Origin of the sequence: Gottfriedia sp. NPDC056225, from assembly GCF_042267765.1 — a bacterium.
Taxonomy (GTDB): Bacteria; Bacillota; Bacilli; order Bacillales; family Bacillaceae_G; genus Gottfriedia.
On the sequence record NZ_JBHJTJ010000013.1, the window covers coordinates 1 to 22705 of the forward strand.

The 22705-nt window shown below is 33.7% G+C and carries 20 protein-coding genes and 1 pseudogene; 17 read left to right on the top strand and 4 right to left on the bottom strand.

Annotated elements, in window-relative coordinates; all coding sequences use genetic code 11:
* From ACFCYN_RS10790 to ACFCYN_RS10815, 6 genes and pseudogenes are all read left to right on the top strand, one after another.
* A partial coding sequence (locus tag ACFCYN_RS10790) for a CDP-glycerol glycerophosphotransferase family protein (RefSeq protein WP_375949241.1) occupies positions 1–1914 on the top strand: 1914 nt, incomplete at its 5' end.
* An 85-nt stretch (positions 1915–1999) separates the two neighbouring features.
* The gene (locus ACFCYN_RS10795; RefSeq protein WP_172446955.1) at positions 2000–3283 is read left to right on the top strand and encodes a nucleotide sugar dehydrogenase; all 1284 of its coding nucleotides are present in this window, start codon (positions 2000–2002) and stop codon (positions 3281–3283) included.
* The gene (locus ACFCYN_RS10800; RefSeq protein ID WP_375949244.1) at positions 3280–4080 is read left to right on the top strand and encodes an ABC transporter permease; all 801 of its coding nucleotides are present in this window, start codon (positions 3280–3282) and stop codon (positions 4078–4080) included. The genes ACFCYN_RS10795 and ACFCYN_RS10800 overlap by 4 nt, the downstream gene beginning before the upstream one ends.
* 128 nt (positions 4081–4208) lie before the next feature.
* Positions 4209–4913: pseudogene (locus ACFCYN_RS10805) on the top strand (ATP-binding cassette domain-containing protein); the annotation flags it as partial.
* A 139-nt stretch (positions 4914–5052) separates the two neighbouring features.
* Positions 5053–5928, top strand: a complete 876-nt coding sequence (gene galU, locus ACFCYN_RS10810) for a UTP--glucose-1-phosphate uridylyltransferase GalU (protein WP_375949246.1) — start codon at positions 5053–5055, stop codon at positions 5926–5928.
* Between the two features lie 34 nt (positions 5929–5962).
* The gene (locus ACFCYN_RS10815; RefSeq protein WP_375949248.1) at positions 5963–6478 is read left to right on the top strand and encodes a VanZ family protein; all 516 of its coding nucleotides are present in this window, start codon (positions 5963–5965) and stop codon (positions 6476–6478) included.
* A gap of 662 nt (positions 6479–7140) precedes the next feature.
* Here ACFCYN_RS10815 and ACFCYN_RS10820 read toward each other — a convergent pair.
* Together ACFCYN_RS10820 and ACFCYN_RS10825 are read right to left on the bottom strand one after the other, a co-directional pair.
* Positions 7141–7368 carry a hypothetical protein gene (locus tag ACFCYN_RS10820; RefSeq protein WP_375949250.1) on the bottom strand — a complete coding sequence of 76 codons (228 nt, stop codon included), beginning with the start codon at positions 7366–7368 and terminating at the stop codon, positions 7141–7143.
* Positions 7369–7411: 43 nt separating this feature from the next.
* The gene (locus tag ACFCYN_RS10825) at positions 7412–7822 is read right to left on the bottom strand and encodes a pyridoxamine 5'-phosphate oxidase family protein (protein ID WP_098170108.1); all 411 of its coding nucleotides are present in this window, start codon (positions 7820–7822) and stop codon (positions 7412–7414) included.
* A 244-nt stretch (positions 7823–8066) separates the two neighbouring features.
* Between ACFCYN_RS10825 and cax the strand changes: the two genes are divergently transcribed.
* From cax to ACFCYN_RS10840, 3 genes are all read left to right on the top strand, one after another.
* Positions 8067–9125 (top strand): calcium/proton exchanger, encoded by a 1059-nt coding sequence (gene cax / locus ACFCYN_RS10830; protein WP_375949252.1) that lies wholly within the window; start codon positions 8067–8069, stop codon positions 9123–9125.
* Positions 9126–9150: 25 nt separating this feature from the next.
* On the top strand, positions 9151–9759 hold the full coding sequence (locus tag ACFCYN_RS10835) for a YczE/YyaS/YitT family protein (RefSeq protein WP_216853984.1): 609 nt from the start codon (positions 9151–9153) through the stop codon (positions 9757–9759).
* Between the two features lie 90 nt (positions 9760–9849).
* Positions 9850–10653 (top strand): YfkD famly protein, encoded by an 804-nt coding sequence (locus tag ACFCYN_RS10840; protein ID WP_172446961.1) that lies wholly within the window; start codon positions 9850–9852, stop codon positions 10651–10653.
* Between the two features lie 288 nt (positions 10654–10941).
* On the opposite strand, the gene yfkAB is transcribed toward ACFCYN_RS10840, so the two are convergent.
* Entirely contained in the window at positions 10942–12057 is a 1116-nt protein-coding gene (gene yfkAB / locus ACFCYN_RS10845; RefSeq protein ID WP_172446962.1) for a radical SAM/CxCxxxxC motif protein YfkAB, read from the bottom strand.
* 199 nt (positions 12058–12256) lie between these two features.
* Between yfkAB and ACFCYN_RS10850 the strand changes: the two genes are divergently transcribed.
* The 4 genes from ACFCYN_RS10850 to pdaA all read left to right on the top strand — a co-directional run bounded on the left by ACFCYN_RS10850 (position 12257) and on the right by pdaA (position 15363).
* Positions 12257–12424: an SE1561 family protein gene (locus ACFCYN_RS10850; RefSeq protein WP_172446963.1), complete on the top strand. Its 168-nt coding sequence runs from the start codon at positions 12257–12259 to the stop codon at positions 12422–12424.
* 162 nt (positions 12425–12586) lie between these two features.
* A complete protein-coding gene (locus ACFCYN_RS10855) occupies positions 12587–14110 on the top strand; it encodes a fumarate hydratase (RefSeq protein WP_375949256.1) in 1524 nt (507 codons plus the stop codon).
* Positions 14111–14229: 119 nt separating this feature from the next.
* A complete protein-coding gene (locus tag ACFCYN_RS10860; protein WP_375949258.1) occupies positions 14230–14376 on the top strand; it encodes a hypothetical protein in 147 nt (48 codons plus the stop codon).
* 186 nt (positions 14377–14562) lie between these two features.
* Positions 14563–15363, top strand: coding sequence for a delta-lactam-biosynthetic de-N-acetylase (gene pdaA / locus ACFCYN_RS10865; RefSeq protein WP_216853985.1), 801 nt, complete (start codon positions 14563–14565; stop codon positions 15361–15363).
* A 52-nt stretch (positions 15364–15415) separates the two neighbouring features.
* Here pdaA and ACFCYN_RS10870 read toward each other — a convergent pair whose 3' ends face one another.
* Positions 15416–18145, bottom strand: a complete 2730-nt coding sequence (locus ACFCYN_RS10870) for a CDP-glycerol:glycerophosphate glycerophosphotransferase (protein WP_375949260.1) — start codon at positions 18143–18145, stop codon at positions 15416–15418.
* A gap of 557 nt (positions 18146–18702) precedes the next feature.
* Here ACFCYN_RS10870 and ACFCYN_RS10875 point away from each other — a divergent pair.
* The 4 genes from ACFCYN_RS10875 to ACFCYN_RS10890 all read left to right on the top strand — a co-directional run bounded on the left by ACFCYN_RS10875 (position 18703) and on the right by ACFCYN_RS10890 (position 22694).
* A complete protein-coding gene (locus ACFCYN_RS10875; RefSeq protein WP_375949262.1) occupies positions 18703–19563 on the top strand; it encodes a DNA-3-methyladenine glycosylase family protein in 861 nt (286 codons plus the stop codon).
* 13 nt (positions 19564–19576) lie between these two features.
* The gene (gene rlmD, locus ACFCYN_RS10880; RefSeq protein WP_375949264.1) at positions 19577–20965 is read left to right on the top strand and encodes a 23S rRNA (uracil(1939)-C(5))-methyltransferase RlmD; all 1389 of its coding nucleotides are present in this window, start codon (positions 19577–19579) and stop codon (positions 20963–20965) included.
* 263 nt (positions 20966–21228) lie between these two features.
* Entirely contained in the window at positions 21229–22203 is a 975-nt protein-coding gene (locus ACFCYN_RS10885) for a tRNA dihydrouridine synthase (RefSeq protein WP_172447786.1), read from the top strand.
* 212 nt (positions 22204–22415) lie between these two features.
* Positions 22416–22694, top strand: coding sequence for a hypothetical protein (locus tag ACFCYN_RS10890; protein ID WP_375949266.1), 279 nt, complete (start codon positions 22416–22418; stop codon positions 22692–22694).
* Positions 22695–22705 lie beyond the last annotated feature (11 nt).

Below are 22705 nucleotides of genomic sequence, written 5' to 3' on the forward strand. Positions count from 1 at the left end.
ATTGAATATTTATATTTCATATTAAAAGACACATTTAGTCAGTGTGATTTAAGCAAAATTTTTGTCTACGATTATGTTTTTGCAAAATTAATATTACAAAAAGAGTTTAAAGAAGCAGTTACATTTTCTGAGTTAATAAATAGTTTAGACCAATATACTACTGAACTAGATTATTCTATTTTTAAGATTAAGAAAATAAATACAAAAGTATTGTTTACTTTTTCTTATGATAATGAACTAGTAGAAGTTGATATATCAGACTGGTTGGAAAAAGCCCATTTTGAAAATCAGATTATTGATATTGAAAAATTGGAGAATAAGCTGGTAATTAGAGGAAATGCTTTTTTTCAAGGTATTAATTTAATAAATGATGAAGATATTGATCATCAATTAATCATTAAGGATTCAAATAATAAGACAAAAACTATTCAGATAAAAAGGGCACGCACAAATCATTTCAATAGTTCTAGATATAATTATTGCGCAGGTGGTTATGAATTCCATATTAATTTGGATGATTTTTCTAAAGTAGGCAATTACGATGTAACACTTGAAACGGTTTGCTATGGAAGAACTATTAAAAGTAAATTAAAATATGCAATCAATGTGAGAAAAAATTATCAATTTAACAATAATTTAACGATTGTTAATAAAAAATTAAAACTTAATCTATTACATAAATCATATTTTTCTTTTAAAATAGAACCTGTGACTTTTGTTAATAGCGTTATAAAAAATGTAATTACACGTAGTAAAGAAAAAAAGATATTGATTTCAAGATTTTTTCATAATCCAAACAACTCCACAAGGGAAAAGATAAATTTTGCTATCATTATCATATTTATTGAGTTATTTGGTTATACAATAGGTAACCGAAAGTTTACAATTATCAGTGAAAAATTAGCTGATAGTACAAATGATAACGGCTTTGCATTTTTTCAATATTGTCGTGAACGTTCTGATGCTAGTAATATTTATTATCTAATAAGAAAAGATGCAAAAAATTATAATGAGATAAAGAAATTAGGTAATGTAATCCCATATAATGGCTTTAAACATTTTCTCCTTTCTATTTTCGCTAAGACAATTATTAGCACAGATAATGTAAAAATATTAATTCCAAAAGAACTTAGGGACATTAGTCATGCTAATCTTGTATTTATTGGTCATGGTGTAACCTTATTTAAAAAGGTTGACCATGTTTATCATGCAAGTAGGGGAGTAGCTAATCAAATAATTGTTTCTACGGAACAAGAGAAGGAAATCTTTATTAGACACTTTGGTTATGAACCGAATAATGTTTTTGTTACAGGTTTGCCACGTACATCATATTTAATGAATCATGTGACGGAAAAAGTTATACTAGTTATGTTTACTTGGCGAACAGAAATAAAAAGTAAAGAAGATTTTTTACAAAGTGAATTCTTCTATAGATTAAAAGGTTTGTTACTTAACAAAGAGTTATTAAAAAAATTAGAATCCTACAATGTCTCGTTAAAAGTCTTAGTTCATCCAAGAATGATCGAGTATGTTGATTTAATGCCTAAACTACATAACCGAATCATATTGGAAAAGCTGACAGAAACAGATGTGAAACAAGCTATTGAGAATAGTAGTATGTTGATAACAGATTATTCGAGTATTTTATTTGATTTTATTTATTTAAAAAAACCGATTATAATGTATGGTTTTGATTATTTTAATGCTAATTATTCAGTTAGTAGAGATTATATGAATAGTACATTAACTGATGTTTTCTTTGAAACTGAAAAAGAAGTTCTCCAAAGGATGAACAAATATATAGAAGAAGATTTTATACTTGATCAACGTACTAACAGTCGCTATTCACATTTAGTGAATAGTCATCAAAATAGTGTTAATCTATTATACGATGTACTAGAAAATAAGATGTGAAATAGATCAAAGTCGATTCAGTATTCAAACTGATTACAACGACTTTGTTTTGATTGAGTGATTTCAATTGAAAGAGGTAGAATTTATGAAAATATGTACAATTGGATTAGGATATATAGGATTACCAACTTCTGCCATGTTCGCTAAATATGGTAATGAAGTCGTAGGTGTGGATATTAATAAAAGTGTTATTGATAAATTAAATGCAGGGGAAATTCATATAGAAGAGCCTGGATTAGGTGAAGTTGTAAAAGATGTAGTTAATAAGGGGAACTTTAGAGCTTCATTACAACCTGAACACGCTGATGCATTCATTATTGCAGTACCGACTCCAAATATTGAAGATGAACATAAATCTTGTGATTTAGGCTTTGTATTATCAGCAGTTAAATCGACAATACCATTTTTACAAAAAGGTAATGTCTTAATTGTTGAATCAACAATTGCGCCAAGAAGTATGGATGATTTCGTTAAGCCACTTGTAGAGGAAGCTGGCTTTAAAGTGGGCGAAGATATTTTCCTAGTACATTGCCCAGAACGAGTTTTACCTGGACAAATTATGGATGAATTAATCAATAATAATCGAATTGTTGGTGGAATTACACCAGCATGTTCAGAAGCTGGAGCGAATGTATATCGCACTTTCGTAAAAGGCGAAATTATTAAAACAGATGCAAAAACAGCAGAAATGTCCAAATTAATGGAGAATACATTTAGAGATGTAAATATTGCCCTTGCTAACGAATTAACAAAGGTTTGTAATTCATTAGACATTAACGTATTAGACGTGATTCAAATGGCTAATAAGCATCCTCGAGTAAATATTCATTCACCAGGTCCTGGTGTTGGTGGACATTGCTTAGCTGTTGACCCATATTTTATCGTTGCAAAATCACCAGATTTAGCAAATATTATCAAACTATCTCGTGACACAAATGTATCTATGCCACAATATGTAGTAGACAGTGTTAAAAAACTATTAGTAGGCATAGAAAATCCAAAAGTTGCAGTATTTGGAATTACTTATAAAGGTAACGTAGATGATATTCGTGAAAGTCCGGCAATGGATATCATTGATTTATTAAATAATGAAGAGATGAACATTTCAATTCATGATCCACATGTACACTCAAACAAGATTCAATTGAGTTCGATGGAGGAAGCAGTAGAAGGTGCTCACTTAATCTTAGTCTTAACGGATCATAATGAATTTAAGAATATGGACTTTGAATCAATCTCGAAACAAATGGAAAATAGAATGTTATTTGATACTAAAAACTGTGTTCCGCCAGTTAACGGTGGGGAGTTAGCGTATGTAAATTTTGGGAATTTATATCAGTATACAAATGAGAACGTGGTTGAGGTATGAAGAATTTAACTACAATCTTTAAAGAGCATTTTAGCAATTTCTATATGATTGGACGTTTATCCAATTATGAGATGAAAAAGGAGTTCGCTGATAGCCAATTGGGTACGGTCTGGGCTTTTATTAATCCTCTTCTACAAATTGGTGTATACTGGTTAATATTCGGTACTGGTATTAGAAAGGGACTACCTGTTGACGGGATTCCATTCATCTTTTGGATGCTATGTGGATTAATTCCTTGGTTCTTCATTAGTTCGTCAATTTTACAAGGCTCTAGTGCCATCTTTAATCGACTTAATACAGTGTCAAAAATGAATTTCCCATTAAGTATTATCCCGACATATGTTATACTTTCGAGATTTTATACACATTTGTTTATGCTTGCGTTATTATTAATTAGCGTAGTTTTTAGTCAAGGTTTTGGACATATCAATGTACTTTCTTTACTGTACTTTATGTTCGTAAACCTACTATTTGCGATATGTTTAGCTTTAGTTTCATCAACGCTTTCAACATTAATACGTGATATTCACTTATTAATCCAGTCTACAACTAGAATGTTGTTATACTTAACGCCAATCTTATGGGTACCTCGTTCTGGAGGAATGCTTCAGAAAATTATGATGTTAAATCCGTACTACTATATTGTAACTGGCTATCGTAGATCGATACTATATAATGACTATCATATGATTTTTTCATTGTATTCAGTTTACTTTTGGTGTTTTATGTTAGCTTTATTAATTTTTGGAGCTGTAATTCATATTAAATTTAGAAAGTCATTTGTTGATATTTTATAAAATCTTTTCTATGTTTAATGAATAAGTAGAGAGTTAGTCGAGCGGAGTTTTAAATTAAATAGCTCGGATCGTAGGTGAGAAAATTGGTCAAAAAAGTAATTTTTCGTAATGTGTCGAAGAAATTTAAAATGTATAGTAAGCCAACTGATAAATTAAAAGATTTATTCTTTGGTGGTAAAAGTGGAGAATATTTTCATGCACTTCAAGATGTTTCTTTTGAAGTAAATCAAGGCGAAATCGTCGGGATCATTGGATTGAATGGTTCAGGTAAGAGTACAATGTCAAATTTAATTGCAGGTGTTACAATTCCGAACGAAGGTGAAGTTGAAGTAAACGGGATGGCAACATTGATTGCTATTCAGGCTGGATTAGATAACCGACTAACTGGACTTGAGAATATTCGCTTAAAAGGATTAATGATGGGATTAAGCAAAAGTCAAATCGATGAAATTATTCCTAAAGTAATTAAATTTGCAGAAATCGGTAAATTTATTAATCAACCTGTAAAAACATATTCAAGCGGAATGCGTTCCCGTCTAGGATTTGCCATATCAGTAAATATTGACCCAGATATTATGGTTGTCGATGAAGCATTATCTGTTGGTGACCCTACATTTACAAAACGATGCTTAGATAAAATGAATGAATTCAAAGAGCAAGGAAAGACAATATTCTTTATCAGTCATTCTTTAAGCCAAGTGAAAAGTTTTTGTACAAAAGCACTGTGGATGCACTATGGTACAGTTCGTGAATATGGTGAATGTGCTGAAACATGTGAAAACTATCAAAAGTTTCTAACTGAATACAATAAACTTTCAGCTGAAGAGAGAGAATTAGATCGAGAAAAGCATATGAAATTAACTGTTAGTTAATTAATAAAAATTAGGAGACCAATGACTATAATTGGTTTCCTAATTATATTTATAAAAATAAACAAAAAGTTTCGAATGGAACATAGGAGGAAGTATACTCTTGAATAAAGTAAGAAAAGCAATTATACCAGCAGCAGGACTAGGAACACGTTTCTTACCTGCAACAAAAGCAATGCCGAAAGAAATGTTACCAATCGTAGATAAACCAACTATTCAATATATCGTTGAAGAAGCTATTGCAGCTGGAATTGAAGATATCATTATTGTAACAGGAAAAGGAAAGCGCTCTATTGAAGATCATTTTGATATTTCAATCGAATTAGAACAAAACTTATTAGAGAAAAAGAAATTCGAAATACTTGAAAGAGTACAAGCACCGTCTAAAGTTGAAATTCACTATATTAGACAAAAAGAGCCAAGAGGTTTAGGACACGCAGTTTGGTGTGCTCGTAAATTTATTGGTGACGAACCATTCGCAGTACTACTTGGCGATGACATTATTCAATCAGATGTTCCTTGTGTTGAACAATTAATTAAACAATACGAGTTAACACACTCTTCAGTGATCGGTGTACAAGAAGTACCTGAAGACGAAGCTTACCGCTATGGAGTAATTGACCCAGTTGAACAAGATGGCCGCCGCTATCAAGTACGTAACTTCGTTGAAAAGCCAGCTAAAGGTACACAACCATCAAACTTAGCAATCATGGGCCGTTACTTATTAACACCTGAAATCTTTGAATTCCTAGAAGAACAAGAAGTAGGAGCAGGTGGAGAAATCCAACTAACTGACGCAATTCAAAAGCTAAATAAAATCCAAAGAGTATTTGCATACGACTTTGAAGGCAAACGCTACGACGTTGGTGAAAAACTAGGATTCATCACAACTTCAATCGATTTCGCACTACAACGCGATGACTTAAAACACGATTTAATGGCATATATAAAACAAAAAATCGATGAAATCGAAAACTAAACAAAATTAAAAACTGATTCGTATGGAGTTTCATATGCAGAAAAATAGTTCTATTAACACTGTAATCAAATATTGGTTACCAGTTATTCTAATAGCCGGTATTATATTCTATTCTTCGGCTACACCGTACGAAAAGCAAGACATAAGACCAGAAATCAGTCATATGACATTCCTATATGACATGATGGAGCATTTCGACTTTGTTCACTTTAATTATGCTGGAGAAGAGGTAAGTATCAAAAGCTTGGGAGTCCCAGGATTTACAGAATTCTTTATCCGAAAACTCTCCCACTTCACCATTTACCTACTACTAGCATTTTTTACAATAAGACTATCAAGACTTTATTTCAAAAGATATTACCTAGTAGGAATTCTTTTCCCAGCCATCTACGCAATGGGCGACGAATTCCACCAATCATTTACAGCGGGTCGTACGCCGCTAGTTCAAGATGTCGTGATTGATTGCATCGGTGCAATGGTCGGAGCTTGTTTGTATTATCTTATTAATAAAAGGCATAATGCTAGAGTACAGAAAACCATTAGAGTTTAATCTAATGGTTTTTTTTTTTTGTTGTGATTTGCGTTTTACTAAACGGAGGAGCAGGGGGCATTGTGGAGGGGATTTAGTGATTTACGTAGACGTTGAGGGAATGTGGGAATGATCTATTGATTTATGTAGAGGATGTGGGATTGAGGGGGAAATCTGATGAAATAGGCAGATAGATGTGACATTATGCGCGAAATCTGATGAATACGCGAGAGCCTGTGGCTTTATGCACGAAATCTATCCATTTACGCACAAAACCCAATGATTTATGCACAAACCCACTGATTGCAAGACCTGCCAAGTATCATATCAACAAAAAATCCAATATATCAACAAAAATCAGTACTATATCAACAAAAACTAATGCTTTATCAACAAAGTTCACAGCTTTATCAATAAAGTACACAAAGTGTTCGCATATTCAACTAGATTCAGCAATTTTCCACCACTTACAAAAAATGGAAATATGTTTTATAATGGGGGAGGAAAATTTTTCCAATATTTTCTAAATAAGTTGCTTTACTACATACAAGGGGGAACGAATGATGTCATTATTTAGTGCTTCACTATGGGCGGTAGGAATTATATTATCATGTGCATTAACTTTAAAGATTACTGGTAGTGGTTTTAAGGCGAAAAAAACTGAAGAATAAGCAATGTCTACATTATGAAGCCATTAGAGGATTATCTAATGGCTTTTTTGCAGTGCTGGTAAGTGTCATATCAACAAAATAAATCGATATATCAACAAAAACTAGTGTTATATCAACAAGAACCAGTGTTATATCATCAAAAACCAATGCTTTATCAACAAAGTTCACAGCTTTATCAATAAAGTACACAAAGTGTTCGCCATTTCCAGCTCCAACACCCGCTAACCAATTCCCACACATAAAAAAATCTTATCTAACCTCGAGTTAGATAAGATTCCATCTCTTACAGTTTAATGAAATTAGGTTCTGTGCCGGCTTTTTCTACATAGCCGATTTTAACAGGATTCATTTGAATTAGAACATAGTTAGGGTCTTCTGGACCTTCTAGCCATTTAGACAATTCTTCAGTCCAAACTTTTTCTTCGGCACTTGGATTTTCAATTATTTCGGCCTTTGCAAACATTTCTACAAAGTTGTCGTCTAATCGATCTCCGTCGTGGCCTAGTAGTATATGTACATTTGGATTATTTTTTATATCATCTATTTTTTGTGAATTCTTATTAGTAGCGATATAAGGTGTTAGGCCTTTAAAGAAAAATATCATGTAGCAGCTATGTGGAAAGTCTTCGCGAATGGTCGTAAATAGACCTAATTGCTTCGCTTTTAATACCTTCATAATATTTTGTTGAATCATTTTTAAATAACTCCCTTCAAGTTCGAAAGATGACTGGTTGCTGGATTCTACCATGTTCATCTCCAACATTAGTAATTCTAGTTCTCGAGGTTATAATCCTTTTCGTAATTTAGGTAAAACTAAACTTTTATCTGCATTTACTCATCAACAGTTTAAGTGTTTGTTAATTGTTTTACATTTAAACCTATTTTTTTAATCCTTTTGCATATGATATTTAGTAAGGAAAATTATTTAGGAGGTTATTATGGCTCATCGTTTGTTTTTTATTGTTACTTTTATCGGTGTTCCATTATCGGTAATTGGGAGCTTGATGCATTGGAGTGAAATTCTTTTATTTATCATTTACTGTGTAACGATTATTGCATTAGCTGGCATTATGGGAAGAGCGACAGAGAGCTTAGCGATCGCAGCTGGCCCACGAATTGGGGGACTTTTAAATGCGACATTTGGTAATGCGGTAGAGTTAATTATTGCGATATTTGCATTGCAAAACGGGTTATCAGAAGTAGTTTTGGCATCGTTAACGGGTTCTGTTATTGGAAATTTACTTCTTGTAGGTGGTCTATCGTTTTTTGTTGGGGGATTAAAGTATAAGCGTCAAAGCTTTAATGTTTATGATGCGAGGCATAATTCAGGTTTACTAATTTTTGCAGTTGTACTAGCCTTTGTCATTCCAGAAATTTTTTCAGTAAAGATGACACCGAATGAAACGATGACGCTTAGTGTAGGGGTTTCGATTGTTTTAATGATTTTATATTTAGCGGCATTATTATTTAAATTAGTTACGCATCGTGGAGTTTATGTTGCAAAAAATCAAGAGATTGTAGAGGAACATGAAGAAGCTGAGTGGGGAACAACGAAAGCTATGATTGTTTTAGCTTTAGCTACTATAGCAGTGGGCTATGTTTCTGAGAAGCTTGTTCATACATTTACGACCGTCGGCGATAAATTTGGATGGACTGAGTTATTTATCGGTATTATCGTTGTTGCAATCGTTGGTAATGCTGCTGAGCATGCGTCTGCAATTGTGATGGCATTTAAAAATAAAGTAGGGGTTTCAGTGGAAATCGCTGTTGGTTCATCACTACAAATTGCAATGTTTGTAGCGCCAGTGTTAGTTATTTGCTCATTATTTATAGGTGAGAGAATGCCTTTAATTTTCTCTATGCCTGAATTGGTTTCTATGATTACATCTGTATTTTTAACAATTGCTATTATGAACGATGGTGATACGAACTGGTTTGAAGGGCTAACTTTATTAGCTGCCTATTTCATCATGGGGATCGGTTTCTATTTATTATAAAAACTAAAATTGAAGGTGGTAATAGTTGAAAATATTAATACGTATTGTATTTTATTTAATTGGATTACTATTTTTAACTTTAGGAATTAGTTTAGCGATAAAAGCTGAACTTGGTGCAAGTGCATGGGATGCGCTTGCAGTCGGTGAATCGAAAACATTCGGTTTATCTGTAGGGAATTGGATTATCATTAACTCGTCAGTACTTTTATTTATTAATGCCTTTTTACAAAAAAAACGACCTGATTGGCTTGCAGCAATTACGTTTATATTAATTGGTCGGTTTCTAGATTTTTGGTTAACAGTTGAGTCAGAACATTTATTTGATGCAAATATTATTACTAGATACATCCAACTCGTACTAGCTATTTTAAGCATGACAATTGGTATTGCTATTTATTTACAAGCAAAGTTTCCATTAAGTCCAATTGATGATTTAATGATTTCACTCAGTAAACGATTTGGCGTAAGCTTAGGCGTAGCTAAAACGATTGGGGAAGTGTTTGCCCTAGTATTGGCATTTCTTCTAAAAGGTCCAATTGGAATCGGTACTGTAGTAATTACTTTCAGTATCGGGCCAATACTACAAAAAATTAGAGTTCCAATTGAAAAGCTTTATAATAAGCTAAGTTCATAACGAAATAATTCATTTATGGAATACATATATTTAAATAAAATGTTCATGCTAAGAGTAAATAATTTCCTTATTTGTGAAAGGGGCATGAACATGTCTAAATGGTTAAAACCATTCGTTCTACTAAATATAGTCATTTTATTTATTTCTTTAAATAATGGACAAACAACTTTTGCAGCAAATTCAGAAATAAGAGTCCCAGGCTCGGCAGCAAATGTGACAAAGGAAAACACTTATCCAAATCCAACTCAAGACTTGCCAGAATTACAACCAGGTGGACTGGCTAAGCAGTTATTAGATTCATCGAATGTAAAAATAGAGAATCCTAATCTAATTCGTATGTTTAATGAATCCTCAGTAAGTAAAGCACCATTTGCTGTTGGGTATAACGCGAAGATTTTCCTAGGTGTTTGGCCTTTAAATTATGAGTCAAATGAGACAACAATTAATTGGCAATATAAAAAAATCAATACAAACTTTCTCGATAATCGAGGAGAAAAAACGTATAAACGTATTAAGTACTATCAAAACACACAGCAAATTATTCGCGGTGGTTTAACTGCAAAAGTTAGAGATTCAGATGACGTTATTAACCTAATGATGCATGATGCTTCAGAAAAAACAACTTTGCCATTAGCATACCAAACAGTAGTCGGAGCAGGTACGAAAAACGAACGAGTATATAATGTACCACCAAAGCAACTAGGCTATTTATACGCATACGCTCCTGCTGTTAATGAAAAAGGAAAAGTTACATTTGGAGAAGTATATTTAATCTTAAAAGGTAATAAAAGATCACTTCAAGTGAAAAATGTCGTGTCGCAAGGTGTAGGCGCATGGATTCCTGTCCAAGATTATGTATCGTTTGGGTATTTAGCTACGCCGCAACCTAGATAAAATATGTTAAATCCACAAGGGTGATCTTGCTTGTGGATTTTTTGTTTTACTGCGCCGCTATATCAATGAGATTTAGAGATGGGGATTGTAATTTATCAACGGCTTATGAGGATATATCAACGAAGAACAGCGATATATCAACGAGAATTAACCATATATCAACGGAGTTCACAACTTTATCAATATTGTTCAAATTGTGTTCGTATTCTCAATATGTGAAGATAGGTGACAATTAAATATGATTTAATCAACAAAAAAAGCATGCCATAAAAATGACATGCTTAACTTTTAAAGTTTTGAACTTCTACCAGTAAAATCAGTATCACGATAGTAGCTATTCTTCACTAGAATATTAGGCCCTAAACATTTAACTGCTGGACAATGACAGCTTAGTTCTTTTGCAGTTTTTGATAATGACCAAGTATCATATGCTTCCTGAAGTGTATGAGTTTGAATATTACCAAGATGAGGTACATCACCAAAGTCAGTTACGATAATGCTTCCATCAAATACATTTACATTTAAGCGAGAACGTCCGTCAGGATCATTTCGTAGTGTTACATTTTTACTATTATATAGTCTTTGAATAATGTCTAAATCCTTCTGATCATCGCTACATGGATAAAATGGCAGAGTACCAAATAGCATCCAAATGTTTTCATCGCGGACATCTAGTAAAGTAGAGATTGCTTTACGTAATTCATCCTTAGTTAAAACTTCTAATGTACTAGCGAAATCACTCGCATACATAGGGTGTACTTCGTGCCTTTGACATTTCATTTCATCAATAATTTGACGATGAATTTTTTCTAAGTATGGAAGAGTACGTTTATTTAGCATTGTTTCAGCAGATACCATAACGCCAGCTTCAGCAAGACGGCGACTGTTTTCAATCATGTTTTCAAATAATTTTGCACGTTGCTCATATGTTGGCTTGCGATCCATCATGGCAAATCCTGCTTCAACGAATTCGTCAACTGTTCCCCAGTTATGTGAGATATGTAGTACGTCTAAATAAGGAATGATTTTTTCATATCTTTCAAAATCTAATGTTAGATTTGAATTAATTTGAGTTCGGACACCGCGCTCATGGGCATACTTTAATAATGGCACTACGTAACCGTTCAGCATTTTATTAGAAAGCATCGGCTCTCCGCCGGTAATACTAATGCAACGAAGCTTTTCGATCTCTTCTAAGCGATTTAGTACTAGCTCAATCGGTAATGGATTTGGATCCTTAGGTTGTAAAGTATATCCGACAGCACAATGCTCGCATCGCATATTACATATTGTTGTTGTTGTAAATTCTACATTTGTTAATATGTTTTTACCATACTCTTCAACATCCAAATATGCTTCCCAAGGGTCATATGTAGGTGTTATTTGTTGTAATAAATTTTTCATAAAAAAACTCCTTCAGGTACAAAAGTGCACCCATAAGTATAAGATAAATTTAATTTTCCTCAACCATTATAAGAAAGAAAGTTAATCATTGTATAGAAATAAATGCTTAAAAAATAAAAAAATGTCGAAAGTTTTACGATATATAGTCGAAGAAGGGTATAATATAAAATGAATTGTATTAAGAAAGGACGAGTTATTTATGTCAAGCACAGAACAATTATCTTATATTAAAGAGCGTTTTAACTCAGTAATGGAAGCAATCGAATCTTTAGAAGCTGAAGAAGTAAGCTTAGAAGAATTAGATCAATTATTATCTGTTTTAGATGACATAGAAACTAAATGTCGTGAAGTGAATCAACCTGAATGAGTCCATTAAAATGGGCTTTTTTTATTTATTGAAAAAGCGACGTGACAGCTACATCAAGAAACATACTTGTCAGGGCTTTTTTTATTCCGTTTATTAAAAATTGTATTATAATGAGAAGGGGAACATTCTGTCTTTTTTATAAAGGGTTGAGGGGGAGCAACAATGCAAAACATACAGGAAAGTATTTATCAATTAATCGTTGAGACATCAACGAATCTACCAAAGGACGTACGTAAAGCAATCAGACAAGCTAAAGCAAATGAAACTGCTGGAACTAGAAGTGCCATTGCGTTGGAAACGATTACAAATAATATTATGATGGCTGAAAACGATGTTTCACCAATTTGCCAAGATACTGGTATGCCAACGTTTAAAGTAAAAACTCCAGTTGGTGTAAACCAGCTTGTGATAAAAGAAGCAATTTATGCTGCAATTGAACAAGCTACTAAAGATGGTAAGCTTCGTTCGAACTCTGTAGATTCTTTATTTGGTAAAAACAGCGGAAATAACTTAGGACCGGGTACTCCTGTTGTGAAATTTGAGCAACATGAGAGCGATTATATCGATATTCGTCTAATCTTAAAAGGTGGCGGATGTGAAAATAAAAATATCCAATACAGCTTACCATGTGAACTTGAAGGTCTTGGTAAAGCAGGTCGTGATTTAGACGGTATCCGTAAATGTATTTTACACAGCGTATACCAAGCACAAGGACAAGGCTGTAGCGCAGGCTTCATCGGAGTTGGTATCGGTGGAGACCGTACAAGCGGTTATGAGCTTGCAAAAGATCAACTATTCCGTTTAACTGAAGATGAAAATCCAATTCCAGAGCTTAAAGCAATGGAAGATTATATTTTGGAAAATGCAAACAAGCTTGGCGTAGGAACAATGGGCTTTGGCGGAGAGACAACATTACTTGGTTGTAAAATCGGCGTAATGAACCGTCTACCTGCAAGTTTCTTCGTATCAGTAGCGTATAACTGCTGGGCATTCCGTCGTTTAGGTATGAAAATTAATCCTGAGACTGGCGAAGTTTCAGAATGGATCTATCGTGATGGTGAGGAAATTAGCTTTACAAATGAAGCTGCGGATACTGCAGAAGCACCTCGTGAAGTGAAATTAGTAGCGCCAATTACTGAAGAACAAATTCGTGATTTAAAAGTTGGAGATGTAGTTTCGATTAGTGGAATGATGTACACTGGCCGTGACGCAATTCACCATCATTTAAAAGACCATGACTGTCCAGTAGACTTAAATGGTCAAATTATTTACCACTGTGGACCTGTTGTATTAAAAGATGAAGAAGGCAAATATCACATTAAAGCAGCTGGTCCAACAACAAGTATTCGTGAGGAGCCATACCAAGGCGATATCATGAAAAAATTCGGTATTCGCGCTGTAATCGGTAAAGGCGGAATGGGTGCAAAAACATTAAAAGCATTAGAAGAGCACGGCGGTGTTTACTTAAATGCAATTGGTGGAGCAGCACAATACTACTCACAATGTATTAAAGAAGTAAAAGACGTAAACTATTTAGAATTCGGAATTCCAGAAGCAATGTGGCACTTACAAGTTGAAGATTTCAAAGCAGTTGTAACAATGGATTCTCACGGTAACTCATTGCATAAAGATGTAGATAAGAGCTCACTTGAGAAATTAGCTACTATGGCTGAGAAGGTATTTTAATAGTTGAGATTTAGGGGCAATGTCATTTTTATGGCATTGCTTTTTTTTTGGATATTATTTGTGGGTGGTGTGTAAAGGAGTGGGGTACTACAATTAAATTCGAAGGGTAGATAAGAAAAATGAAAACTGCAAATAAAAGATGGGAGGTCGCAAATAAAAACGTGAGGAGTGCAAATAAGGCCCCAGCGACTGCAATTAAATTCCCAAGTGCAAATAAAATCATGAAAACTGCAAATAAGGCGTTAATTCATGAAGAAAAAGTTTGATTTTAGGGTAAATTAAGCAAAATTGAATGGTTTGGATTGAAAAACCCCTATATTCATTAGAAAATTTAAATTCCTGAGCCGACAAAATCCTGAGCTAGAAAAACTTAGTTTTATTTCAAAAATGCACCAATTTTATTCATATTTCTAATTTATTTACAGATACTAATTTTAAGTGAGGTGAGTGAGTTGAAAAAGTTTATCGTATCGATTCTTGCTTTCTTGTTAGTGTTTCCTAGTACTACTTTTGCTTATAGTAATACGCCACATGGCTGGGGGATTGTTCGTGCGAAGAATGAGGTTCCGCCAGATGCTGGTGAGCAGCTTAATAAATTGTTATCTAATACGGGGTCAGTGTATTTAGGTGATACTACGAAAAAGGATGTTTATTTAACTTTTGACAATGGTTATGAAAATGGGTTTACGCCGAAGTTTTTGGATGTTTTAAAGAAGCATGGTGTTCATGCGACTTTTTTCATAACGGGTCATTATATTAAGGAGAATCCTGAGCTAGTAAAACGGATGGTAAATGAAGGGCATATAGTTGGAAATCATTCGTGGAGTCATCCTGATATGACAACGATTGGTGATCAGAAGATTGTTGAGGAATTGGAACAAGTTAAAATGGCTTACCAAGAATTAACTGGCCGAACAGATATGAAATATTTTAGACCTGCACGCGGAGTTTTTAGTGAGCGTACTTTGAAGTTGGTCAATAAAGAGGGGTATGAAAATATTTTTTGGTCATTGGCATATGTTGATTGGAAGGTTGATCAGCAAAGAGGTTGGAAATATGCTTATGATAATGTGATGGATTTGATTCATCCAGGAGCGGTTATTTTAATGCATACTGTATCGAAGGATAATGCAGAGGCGATGGATGCGATTATTACCGGTTTACATAAAAGAGGATATCGTTTTGGAAGTTTAGATGAGTTAATGATGGAGAGAAGTGGATTTGATCCTAATTTCTATCTTCCTAAAAAATAAAAAGCTAATGATTGAGTAGTTTAGTAAAACTGCTTTAATCATTAGCTTTTTTTTATCGGTTTGCGATTGCCTCGTAGTTTAATTTTGCGTGTTGTTTAGACGTTTTAATTACGAAAGGATTTTCGACTGTATTTTCTAAGAATTGTTGGTCCTTATTTGCGAATTTTTTAATTCCGTTAAGAACTTGTTCTTCTTCTGATACAACTTCTCCAAAAAGTAATTCTTGTGTGATTGGGCCTTGGTTATAGTGTTCATAATAGAATCGTTTATAGTCAAATTGATAGAAAATAACTGGTTTTTCCATGTATGAAAAGTCAAACGAAACTGTTGAGTAATCAGTGATTAATAAATCGGATCGTTTTAAAAGTGATTGAACGGTTTCTTCACCTTGACGGATTACTTTGATTCGTTTATGGAAATCTGGAACATCTTTCATATACACCTGAGTTTGGTAATGTGGATAGAAAATAATATTTAAATCGTTATCTTCTAAAATTTGGTGTAAATCAGGATTACTAAGTAAAGATAAGTAACGGTTAAAGTATTCAGAGTTCATTAATTGCTGAGTACTTTTATTCCAGTTTCTCCACGTTGGCATAATTAGAATCGTTTTCCCATTACCTGTATTTTCAAGGGCGTCCCATCTAGCTAATCCAGTTACGGCAACTTCATTTTCGGCATATCCAAATTCGTTCACGATATGATCTTTTTCAAAATCAGATGAAACGATAAATAATGAATAGCCCATTCGATTTTTATTTAGTACATGGTTTACTCGACTAACTCCAATTACGCCATGTTGAATAAGGATTTTTTGATTTTGCTGCCATTCAGGATGGCATTTTAAAACTTGTAGGTATTCATGGGTGTACATGTTAGCACGCTCGGAATATGCATTAATTGTTTTATCACAAGTTAATAAGTAAAGTGTATGCTTTATACTTCCGTATTGTACGATGTTGCCGAATTCCTTTATATGTTCATAATCTTTAGCATTTTTATCGATTAAATAGTAACAGTTTTCTCTTAGATTATTTTTCTGTATATACTTGAATAAATGATACGAATTATCTTGTGCTGTATCTTTTCTTTCTCCAATTAACCAAATATGTTTATTTCGATAGTGCCTGTTTGTTAAGCGGTATAAGAAAAAGATAAGGAAGGATTTCCATTCTCTTCTTAGCACAAGTAAACCAAATTCATAGACTAAATCACGGAAGGATTTTTGTATTTTTGTTTTTAATCTTCCTAATAGGCCTGTTTTTTTAATTCGAATATGCAAATTCTTCTTTGGAAAATATGGGACAATGCTGTGTGTTTTAGTTGTTGCTGGTTTTGAATTTGCTTTTGTTGAAAAATAAAATATATGAAGTGGTTTTTTTATCGTGATATCTTCGACTGTTACCGAGATTGAAACTTCATAATCACCATCTGGTAAAATTTCACTTAATTCAATCGTCGTTGTTTTATAGCCACCATCGTTATAATTGATACTATTTTTTGAGAATAAGTAAGATAAATCTGAACGTTCAAGTGTTTCAAGCGTAACTGTAATGACTTGTCCGTTTGACTTATTCGTAAACTGTATTTCTTTAATAGAATCATCATTATTAATTTCCTCAATAAAGGCAAAGCCACCTACTTGTAAGCGATCTTCACGTAATGAAAGGATTTCAATTTTTTGATATAGGTTAAATGCTTTTATTTCTAGGTATTCTTTATAATTTGGAAAATATTTTGCAAAGTAGTGATAATAGTTTCCTTCAATTTTCACTGCACCTTTTTGTAATGTTCGATCAGATAATAGGCGCATTAGTAAATTAAATTCTTCTGAAACTTTATTAACAAATATCGTATAGAATACTTTACTAATTTTAGAAGTATTATGCTCTATTTGATTTTCTGACATGTTATTAGCAAAGTCAGATGAAATCGTTAATAATTCATCGAACTGCTCAGAAGGGAAGTAGTACGCTTTAGTTAATAAAGATGTTAAATAATAATCCCATAATTTTTTCTCAATATGAGCGTAATGAGAGGTAACATCTTTTAATTTATAATAGTTCAGTAATTCTGTTTGAGTAATAAGAAGGTCATTAAAAAAATCTAAAGTACTAGTTTGTTTAATAACATCGCTATTCGTTAAATCTCTCACATTAATGACGATATCTGAAGTGACATAAACTTTATTCGAACAAATAAAGGATTGTTGAGTAAATAATAAATCTTGTTGTTCAGTTATATTCTCATTAAATTGTATTTGATTGTCGCTCAATATGCTTCTTTTGATAATCATATTTTTAATAGAAGGATTTAAAAGAAGTTCTGGCTGTTGGTCAAATTGGCGTATTTGCGGTAAATCTTTTTTGAAAATGGATTTTAAGTCATGGTGCTCCCATTTTCTTGTACCATTGAATAATTGGATATTTCCTAAAGCGATCTCAGCATTTGCTTTAGTAGCACCGTCATATAGTTTTTCATAAGATGAAGAATTTACAATATCATCTGCATCGATAAAGGCAATAAATTCACCAATAGCCTCTTGTAAGCCTATGTTACGTGCTTTATTTTTTGCCGTAAAATCGATTGATAAGGATTGGAAATTTTTATGTGAATTTGAGTATTCTTCAATTAATTTTTTACTATTATCTGTTGAACCGTTGTCAATCACGATAATTTGAAGATTAGTTAATGATTGACCTAGTAAACTGTTAAGGCAATCTTTTAAGACATCTTCATGATTATGTGCGACAACGACTATACTTATTTTTGCTTTTTCCATAATAGTCTTACCTCACTAGTCTCTACTTTCAATTAAATAGTTTATCATAAATTATAAACTAATGTGTCTTCCATCATATATTAATTTACGCTTGGTAAGTGGTTTTTGTAGTAGTATTTTCTCCAATATTTGATGGAGATATTTATTAAGAGGGGTAGTAGATGCAGAGTTTCTAAATTGGCTTTATTTTATGAGTGGTAGTTTTAGAAAAGATTAAGTAAATTTTTATTAAATCTATTGACTTTGATAATGATAATCGTTATCATTTAAGTATATTAAATATCAAAACCCGCTGTAGCGATATTTGATAAGTTTTAAAACCTGATTGGACTTGAAAGTTTCCCCATTCCCTTAAAATTTAATGTGTCAAAAAAAGCTTGATTAGTCCCCAAGCTTTTTTTGTGCTTTCAGACTGTATGAGAGCTTTCTGAAAATAAAATTGTTAAGCATGTAACTAGAGATCATTTCTCTAGTTTTTTTGCGTTTCACACAAATTTTCTTAACCGGTACTGATTATGCTATAATACACTTCAGAGTAATTAAGGAGGAACGGGAGAATGTGGAAGGAAGAGGTTGCTTTAGAAACTCCATATCAATGGGAAGAGGTTTTAAAGAGATTAGAGCATGAGCCAACATTTACAGTGCATTCTGCTGAAAAGCGGTTAAGCATTCCACTTTATATTGAGGGAGAGCATACAGTTGTAAAGGTTAAGAAAATAGATGATGCTCCGGTTCGATTTGAAGTTATTAGTGAACATGTAGATAAAGCTAAAATTCTCGATGAAATTGCTACGATTTTGCAATGGCAAACTGAATTTGAAGAGTTACATCATCATTTAAGACAAACTACTATATCGCCTCTAATAGACCTTTTTGGACATACACCAATCACTGTTTCTAATGATCCTTTCGCCTGTTTAATTACATGTATTATTCATCAGCAAATTCAGCGTACTTTTGCGATTCAAGTCACAAAGCGCTTTGTTCGAATGTATGGTGAGAGAATTGGTAATGCGTGGTTTTTTCCTTCGCCAGAGAAAATTGCCATGTTAACGATTGATGAGTTAAGAGATTTGCAGCTTAGTACTAGAAAAGCTGAATATATGATCGGCATTGCTAAAGCGTGGAGTGAAGGAGATTTGAGTCACCAAGATTATCGAACATTATCTTCAGAGGAAATTTCAAAGGAGTTAATTAAGCTAAAAGGGGTAGGTCCTTGGACGGTTGAAAACTTCTTATTATTTGGTTTAGGAAGAAAAGATATTTTCCCAGTTGGTGATGTTGGCATTCGAATCGCACTTCAAAAGCTTTTAAATTTAGATGAAAAGCCTTCAAAAGAAATAATGGAGTATGTTAAAGAGCAGGTTTCACCGTTTGGAAGCTACGCTGCTCTGTATCTTTGGAAGAGCATAGAATAATGGAGTTGTATATATGAGCAATCAGTTAGAAAATAAATTAGAAGTAGGGCAATCCTTTCCTATTACAATTAAACGTATCGGAATTAATGGTGAGGGTGTAGGTTACTTCAAACGACAAGTTGTATTTATTAAAGGAGCATTACCTGGTGAGGAAGTAGTTGCTGAAGTAACGAATGTGCGCAACGGCTTTGCTGAAGGGAAGATTCAACGTATTCGTAAGTCATCGCCAGACCGTGTAGATCCAACTTGTAAAATCTATGAAAAATGTGGTGGTTGCCAAATTCAGCATGCTTCATATGAAGGGCAGCTTCGATATAAACGCGATATTGTCATCCAAGCAATGGAAAAGTATGCGAAAGATTTACTAGAAAAAACACCAATTAAAGAAACGGTTGGTATGGAAAATCCTTGGAATTACCGCAACAAAAGTCAACTTCAAACTGGACTTGAAAAAAATAAGATTATCGCTGGATTATATAAACAAAACTCACACGAAGTTGTCGATATTGGCCATTGCCCAATTCAACATGAGGATTTAAATAAAATCACAGGTAAAGTGAAGAAGATTTTAACTCGTTTAAATATTCCTGTTTATAATGAACGAAAAAATAAAGGAGTTATTCGAACAATTGTTGCCCGTGTCGGATTACGAACAGGTCAAATTCAATTAGTTCTAGTAACTGGTACGAAAGATTTTCCACAGAAAAATGAATTAATTAGTGAAATTAAAAAGAGAATGCCTGAAGTAACTAGTTTAATGCAAAACATTAATAATCAAATGACTTCAGTAATTTTTGGTCGTGAAACTGTTTATTTAGCTGGGGAAGAAGTAATCGAAGAAAAGCTTGGTGACTTATCATTTGAGCTTTCGGCTAGAGCATTTTTCCAATTAAACCCTGAGCAAACGGTTAAACTATATGATGAAGTGAAAAAAGCAGCGGCACTTACAGGAACGGAAAAAGTCGTTGATGCTTATTGTGGAGTAGGTACAATCGGATTATGGCTTGCTAAAGATGCAAAAGAAGTTCGAGGTATGGACGTTACGAAAGAGGCGATCATCGATGCGAAAACAAATGCATTAAGTCATGGATTTACAAACACTCATTACGAAGCAGGTAATGCTGAACAAGTATTACCAAAATGGTTAAAAGAAGGCTGGAAACCAGATGTGATTATTACTGATCCACCTAGAACTGGTTGCGATGAGGAGTTCTTAAATACTGTATTAAAAATTAAACCGAAAAAATTAGTATATGTTTCTTGTAATCCTTCTACTTTGGCTAGAGATTTAAAGGTATTAAGTAAGAGTTACGATGTGAAGTATTTGCAGCCAGTAGATATGTTCCCGCATACTGCACATGTAGAAGTTGTAGCGAATTTGGAATTGAAGATGTCTAATTAAAAATGCTCTTGCTAGTTTAAATAAACATTAGCCACCCTTATTTCGTTAGAAAGTACTTTTTTCGAATTCGGGGGCTTTTTTCTGTTAAACTCTTGGCAATTCGGTTTCTTCTTATTGAAGAATGTTGGAGAAAATTTTAGTAAACACCGATTAACATTTTTGATCAGTTTGATAATAAATGAATAAGCATGGTCATCTTACTTTTTAATTTTCGGATAAGTGGTTGGCCTAGTTTCCCATCATGAGAGGATTTGAATTTGAAAATGAAAGATAATTTTTGGCGTGAATTACCGCGACCTTTTTTTATACTGGCTCCAATGGAAGATGTGACGGATGTTGTTTTTCGCCATGTTGTAAGTGAAGCAGCCAGACCTGATGTGTTTTTTACAGAGTTTACAAACAGTGAGAGTTACTGCCACCCAGAAGGGCACCAAAGTGTACGCGGTCGTTTGACTTTTACAGAAGATGAGCAGCCACTAGTAGCACATATTTGGGGGGATAAGCCTGAATTCTTTAAGCAAATGAGTATTGGTATGGCGGAACTTGGTTTTCGAGGTATAGATCTCAATATGGGCTGTCCTGTACCTAATGTGGCAGGACATGGGAAGGGAAGCGGCCTAATCCTTCGCCCAGAAGTTGCGGCAGAACTAATACAAGCAGCAAAAGCAGGAGGACTACCCGTAAGCGTTAAGACAAGGCTTGGTTTCTCTAAAATAGACGAATGGCGTGACTGGCTGACACACATATTGAAACAAGACATTGCCAATTTATCCATTCACTTGCGTACAAGAGATGAAATGAGCAAAGTAGATGCTCATTGGGAACTAATTCCTGAGATTAAGAAACTTCGTGATGAAGTAGCACCAGATACACTGTTGACAATCAATGGTGATATCCCTGATCGTCAAACTGGCTTAAAGCTTGCTGAACAATATGGTATTGATGGGGTTATGATTGGACGTGGAATTTTCCATAATCCATTTGCTTTTGAAGTGGAGCCAAAAGAACACAGTAGTGAGGAATTACTTAATCTGTTAAGACTGCATTTGGATCTTCATGATCAATATGAGCTGCGCTCGTTCAAAGCTCTTCATCGCTTCTTTAAGATCTATGTCCGTGGGTTTAGAGGAGCAGGCGAATTAAGAAATCAATTAATGAACACAGAATCAACAGAAGAAGTGCGTGATATGCTCGATAAATTTATGGCAAAGAATTATATTGGGATAAGCGAAGAATAGAAGTGTCCCTATATTAAATGGCCCCAATATTTTGCTGGGGCTTTTTTGCATTGGTATTTGCATAGGATGCTGATCCAGTCTGTACTCTTCTTTTTCTTTTCTAGACGGAGACGACACGTCGGTGTATAACTAATGACTAATATAAGATTTTTTCCGAGCCTAACAACGAAATCGTGGCTAATGTAATTGCTAGATTTCCAGAAGGAAGCTGTATGATGTTGATTTTCACTAAAGGTTGTTCACTTTCCATTAGGAGAGACCTGAGTCTCCTCGGCGCGCCTGGGGTCTTTAGCCTTTTCGCTTTTCCCATAGGAGTTGCAAATTATTCTCGAATTAAACAACATCGCTTGGCTAGGCGAATTGTCATTTCTTTATATGATAAAGATTTTGAAAAAATGGAAGATTTAATGAGTTTAAAAAAACATATAGATATGGAGTGTGAAATGGGGACATTCTCATACTCTAAGATAAAAAGTGAAATGGTAAGCTAAAAGAAAATACA

Excerpts from the sequence above, each read along its gene's own strand:
- ACFCYN_RS10795 (WP_172446955.1), top strand. The coding sequence starts at position 2,000 with ATGAAAATATGTACAATTGGATTAGGATATATAGGATTACCAACTTCT.
- ACFCYN_RS10800 (WP_375949244.1), top strand. The coding sequence starts at position 3,280 with ATGAAGAATTTAACTACAATCTTTAAAGAGCATTTTAGCAATTTCTAT.
- ACFCYN_RS10815 (WP_375949248.1), top strand. The coding sequence starts at position 5,963 with ATGCAGAAAAATAGTTCTATTAACACTGTAATCAAATATTGGTTACCA.
- ACFCYN_RS10820 (WP_375949250.1), bottom strand. The coding sequence starts at position 7,368 with ATGTGTGGGAATTGGTTAGCGGGTGTTGGAGCTGGAAATGGCGAACAC.
- ACFCYN_RS10825 (WP_098170108.1), bottom strand. The coding sequence starts at position 7,822 with ATGATTCAACAAAATATTATGAAGGTATTAAAAGCGAAGCAATTAGGT.
- cax (WP_375949252.1), top strand. The coding sequence starts at position 8,067 with ATGGCTCATCGTTTGTTTTTTATTGTTACTTTTATCGGTGTTCCATTA.
- ACFCYN_RS10840 (WP_172446961.1), top strand. The coding sequence starts at position 9,850 with ATGTCTAAATGGTTAAAACCATTCGTTCTACTAAATATAGTCATTTTA.
- yfkAB (WP_172446962.1), bottom strand. The coding sequence starts at position 12,057 with ATGAAAAATTTATTACAACAAATAACACCTACATATGACCCTTGGGAA.
- ACFCYN_RS10850 (WP_172446963.1), top strand. The coding sequence starts at position 12,257 with ATGTCAAGCACAGAACAATTATCTTATATTAAAGAGCGTTTTAACTCA.
- ACFCYN_RS10855 (WP_375949256.1), top strand. The coding sequence starts at position 12,587 with ATGCAAAACATACAGGAAAGTATTTATCAATTAATCGTTGAGACATCA.
- ACFCYN_RS10860 (WP_375949258.1), top strand. The coding sequence starts at position 14,230 with ATGAAAACTGCAAATAAAAGATGGGAGGTCGCAAATAAAAACGTGAGG.
- ACFCYN_RS10870 (WP_375949260.1), bottom strand. The coding sequence starts at position 18,145 with ATGGAAAAAGCAAAAATAAGTATAGTCGTTGTCGCACATAATCATGAA.
- ACFCYN_RS10875 (WP_375949262.1), top strand. The coding sequence starts at position 18,703 with ATGTGGAAGGAAGAGGTTGCTTTAGAAACTCCATATCAATGGGAAGAG.
- rlmD (WP_375949264.1), top strand. The coding sequence starts at position 19,577 with ATGAGCAATCAGTTAGAAAATAAATTAGAAGTAGGGCAATCCTTTCCT.
- ACFCYN_RS10885 (WP_172447786.1), top strand. The coding sequence starts at position 21,229 with ATGAAAGATAATTTTTGGCGTGAATTACCGCGACCTTTTTTTATACTG.
- ACFCYN_RS10890 (WP_375949266.1), top strand. The coding sequence starts at position 22,416 with ATGATGTTGATTTTCACTAAAGGTTGTTCACTTTCCATTAGGAGAGAC.